Genomic DNA, 3,259 nt, shown 5'->3' with positions numbered 1-3,259 from the left:
CATCACCGAGTTGGCGCGCGGGTACTTTTTCGATAGCCGGAACACGGCCACGTCCATGATGCCGCGATTGTCCTTGGCAGCCACGTCCCACACGCCCGGTACAAAAAAATCGGCCTGCGCATCGTCAGGCGGGGGAGTTCGCAACAGCGGTTTGGCCCGTGCCGCAGTGGCTCTCGCTCTCGCTTCCTGGCGTTCTTCCTCAGGAACTTCCTTGATGGACTGACCACCCATCAAGGAGTCTATGTAGGGCAGCAGCATTTTGGACACTTCGCCTAGGACATACCAACGCTTGCGCTCCTTATCCCATCGTGCGCCATGCCGCTTGGCCCAATCCTTGTCGCCGTAGCCAATGGTCAGGTAGGTCCGGGGACGTGGCGTCGCGCGTTTGCCAACGCCGCCTTTTATCAGTCTCGTGCCTTTACCCTTTTCTACCATACATCCTCCAACTTGGCCGACTATATGAATATTCTTTTAATATTCTTTTTCATTTGAAAACATCTCCTTCTATGGCGCGATAAATGGCCATGTTGATGATGCCTGCCCTGCCCTGTCCGGTGCGCTTGGCGAGCTCATCCACGCGGCGCAGCAAATCGGGGGTGATGGTAAGGCTGATCTGCCGTTTGTTCCCTTTCGCCACGCCCTTGTTGTAGGCGCCGGCGTCCGGTGCACCGGATACAAAAGCATCTACGGCCGCCGCTTGCGCGGCTGGCGTCGTCTTGGGCTTACGTTGGATTACCATGCTATAGGCTCCTTTTAGGAGTGCGTATGGATATTAAAAAGATATGAAATCAATGATTCTAGTTCGGCGCAGGCTTTGGGATCGCGCGGGGCCAGTTCAGCCACGGCCAGGCCAGCACCGCCGGCATTACTGAAAGCCTTGCGGCGCCGGATCGGCACCGGCAGGTAGGCGAACTGCGGAATCTCTGCGACGGCTGCCGCTGCCTCGGCGTTGTCGGCCGAGTGCTCGCCAGGATCGGCCTGGTTCATCACGGCAAAACATCGCAAGCCGTCGCGAACGCTGTTCGCTTCGTCAACCAGTGAGGCCATGTCATCCAGTGCCCACACGTCGTAGGAGCGAGGAGCAAAGGGCACCAGAAGCACATCGGACAGAATCAGTGCCGCACGCAAGGCCGTCGAGTCACGGCCGCCGGCATCAATGATGATGTCCTGCCATTTATCGCGCTGCTGCTGCACCTGGCCGCGCAACTCCTTGCCGTCTGCATACTGCGCGCACGCGATGCCCGGCTTTCTGCCGGCTTCGGAGCGGGCGGCAATGGCCGCTGCCGCCGTTCCCTGGCGGTCGCCGTCGATCAGCCACACGTCACGCCCAGCCATCGCGCGGGAGATGGCGAGCTGCACGGCCAACGTGGTTTTGCCGACGCCTCCTTTGGTATTGCCTACGGTTAAAATCATATGGGCTACCTTTGGCTGTTATATAAATTATATAATAGTACTATTTGGATATTAAAACAATACTAATCGTAAGGGTAGGAAATACCTGCCCACAATCTCCCCCAACCGGCCTGGGGATGGATGGAAGCCCCCCCGGGACGCCCTATGGGTTTGTGGACAGCCAAGCAGAATTTGGCTTGCAAGGGCGGTCGCCAATATTATATTTCAGTATAATAAAAAAGGAGATTCCTATGCACACCACAAACCTGCGCAAGGTCGGCGGCTCCATCATGTTGGCCGTGCCGCCCGCGCTGCTCGATGTGCTGCACCTGGCACCCGGCGCCAAGGTCGGCCTGACCGTCGATAACGGCCGCCTGGTGGTCGAGCCGAAGGCCAAGCCGCGCTACACGATGGCCGAGCTGCTCGCGGAAGCCGAAGCAGCCGGCGTCTATCCGCTGCCGCCGGAAGAACGCGAATGGATCGACGCCGCGGCAGTCGGAAAAGAACTGATTTGATGAATCGCGGCGATATCTACCTGGTCGATCTTGAGCCGACGGCAGGACACGAGCAGCGCGGCAATCGGCCGGTGCTGGTCGTGTCCCCGGATGCCTTCAACCGCCTGACACAATGCCCGGTCATCCTGCCGATAACCAACGGCGGCGATTTCGCCAGGCGCGTCGGTTTCGCGGTTCCAATCAGCGGCATCAAAACAACAGGCGTCGTGCGGTGCGATCAGCCACGCGCACTCGATCTGAACGCCCGCAATGCTCGCAAGGTGGACACGCTGCCGGCGGCGATCCTGGATGACGTACTAGCCACGGTCGCCACGCTGTTCGAGTAGGGCAGGGGAGCGCGATCGCGCTGGTGCCAGGCGGCGTGAACCCGCTGGGGCTCAGATCCCCGGCGGGCGACACGATCGGGAGTTGCAGAAAGCCGCGTCAGTATCCGGCGGCGACGATCCAGCGATTACTGGTCACACCCTTGAAGAGGTGGCTTACCTTGCCGTCCCGCACACTGACCAAAGCGGCTTCATGACGGTTTTCCACGGTAACCAGTGCGTCCTTGCCGTGATCGAGGACAGCCAGGCCGCTGAGCTGGTTCAATCCCTTCGCCGGGCGAACGGCAACCTCGCCGAGATATTTCGCCGTCTGCGCTGAGAATTTCAGGATGTGCCCGGAAAACCAAGCGGCATAAACGGTGTTGCCATCGGGAGAGGTGGCAAGCCGCATGAAGCCCGCCGTGGCTTGCGGAATGGCCGCGGAGGAGAAATGGGTATCGATCTCGGGCGTTCTGATCTGGCCTGAAGTAACGAAACGCCCTGCGCTATAGCATAAGCGGACAAAGTGGGAACGTTGACTGGTTGGGATCGAAATTTTCTGCGGGTTTGAGCGGAGAGCGCGGTTCTGAGGCCGGAACCGTGCGATGACGAAAAACATATGTTTTCCGTCGGTGGTCAGAGACCTGCCGAAAAATCCCGAATTTCGTGCCGAATCATGTACGGAAAACATAGTCGGAATGATATGATATACGGAAACCGTCTCGAATGGGATTTCCGTACATGCTGATCGGCTACATGCGCGTCTCGACCGACAATGACCGACAGGTGCTCGACCTGCAGCGCGACGCCCTGCTCGGAGCCGGGGTCGATGAGCGGCATCTGTTCGAGGATCGCGCCGGGGGCAGCCGGCGCGATCGGCCGGGGCTCGCTGCGGCACTGGCCTATCTGAAATCGGGCGATTGCCTTGTGGTCTGGAAGCTGGACCGGCTTGGCCGGTCGCTGCCGCATCTGCTGGAGACGGTGAACAGCCTCAGGGCGCGTGGCGTCGGCTTCCGGTCGCTGACCGAGCAGATGGACACCACGACGCCG

Annotated in this window: 7 protein-coding genes; 3 read left to right on the top strand and 4 right to left on the bottom strand. The window is 59.8% G+C overall.

Annotation, left to right across the window (positions count from 1 at the left end):
• From B7Z76_RS15755 to B7Z76_RS15745, 3 genes are all read right to left on the bottom strand, one after another.
• A partial coding sequence (locus tag B7Z76_RS15755; protein WP_291345164.1) for a DUF5710 domain-containing protein occupies positions 1-435 on the bottom strand: 435 nt, incomplete at its 3' end.
• A 49-nt stretch (positions 436-484) separates the two neighbouring features.
• Entirely contained in the window at positions 485-739 is a 255-nt protein-coding gene (locus B7Z76_RS15750) for a ribbon-helix-helix domain-containing protein (protein ID WP_174501799.1), read from the bottom strand.
• A gap of 14 nt (positions 740-753) precedes the next feature.
• On the bottom strand, positions 754-1,413 hold the full coding sequence (locus B7Z76_RS15745) for an AAA family ATPase (RefSeq protein WP_174501800.1): 660 nt from the start codon (positions 1,411-1,413) through the stop codon (positions 754-756).
• A 230-nt stretch (positions 1,414-1,643) separates the two neighbouring features.
• On the opposite strand from B7Z76_RS15745, the gene B7Z76_RS15740 reads away from it, so the two are divergent.
• Together B7Z76_RS15740 and B7Z76_RS15735 are read left to right on the top strand one after the other, a co-directional pair.
• Positions 1,644-1,907, top strand: a complete 264-nt coding sequence (locus B7Z76_RS15740; protein ID WP_174501801.1) for an AbrB/MazE/SpoVT family DNA-binding domain-containing protein — start codon at positions 1,644-1,646, stop codon at positions 1,905-1,907.
• Positions 1,907-2,233, top strand: coding sequence for a type II toxin-antitoxin system PemK/MazF family toxin (locus tag B7Z76_RS15735; protein WP_174501802.1), 327 nt, complete (start codon positions 1,907-1,909; stop codon positions 2,231-2,233). The genes B7Z76_RS15740 and B7Z76_RS15735 overlap by 1 nt, the downstream gene beginning before the upstream one ends.
• 97 nt (positions 2,234-2,330) lie before the next feature.
• On the opposite strand, the gene B7Z76_RS15730 is transcribed toward B7Z76_RS15735, so the two are convergent.
• A complete protein-coding gene (locus B7Z76_RS15730; protein ID WP_174501803.1) occupies positions 2,331-2,828 on the bottom strand; it encodes a hypothetical protein in 498 nt (165 codons plus the stop codon).
• A 122-nt stretch (positions 2,829-2,950) separates the two neighbouring features.
• Here B7Z76_RS15730 and B7Z76_RS15725 point away from each other — a divergent pair.
• Positions 2,951-3,259, top strand: a 309-nt coding sequence (locus tag B7Z76_RS15725) for a recombinase family protein (RefSeq protein ID WP_291345166.1), incomplete at its 3' end; no start/stop codon positions are given.

It is taken from the genome of Acidiphilium sp. 20-67-58, assembly GCF_002255515.1.
Taxonomy (GTDB): Bacteria; Pseudomonadota; Alphaproteobacteria; order Acetobacterales; family Acetobacteraceae; genus Acidiphilium.
The sequence above is the reverse complement of the archived record's forward strand: the minus strand, read 5'-3'. Positions and strand labels throughout refer to the sequence as shown.

Coding starts and splice junctions, on each gene's coding strand:
- B7Z76_RS15735 (WP_174501802.1), top strand. CDS start 1,907: ATGAATCGCGGCGATATCTACCTGGTCGATCTTGAGCCGACGGCAGGA.
- B7Z76_RS15730 (WP_174501803.1), bottom strand. CDS start 2,828: ATGTTTTTCGTCATCGCACGGTTCCGGCCTCAGAACCGCGCTCTCCGC.
- B7Z76_RS15750 (WP_174501799.1), bottom strand. CDS start 739: ATGGTAATCCAACGTAAGCCCAAGACGACGCCAGCCGCGCAAGCGGCG.
- B7Z76_RS15740 (WP_174501801.1), top strand. CDS start 1,644: ATGCACACCACAAACCTGCGCAAGGTCGGCGGCTCCATCATGTTGGCC.
- B7Z76_RS15745 (WP_174501800.1), bottom strand. CDS start 1,413: ATGATTTTAACCGTAGGCAATACCAAAGGAGGCGTCGGCAAAACCACG.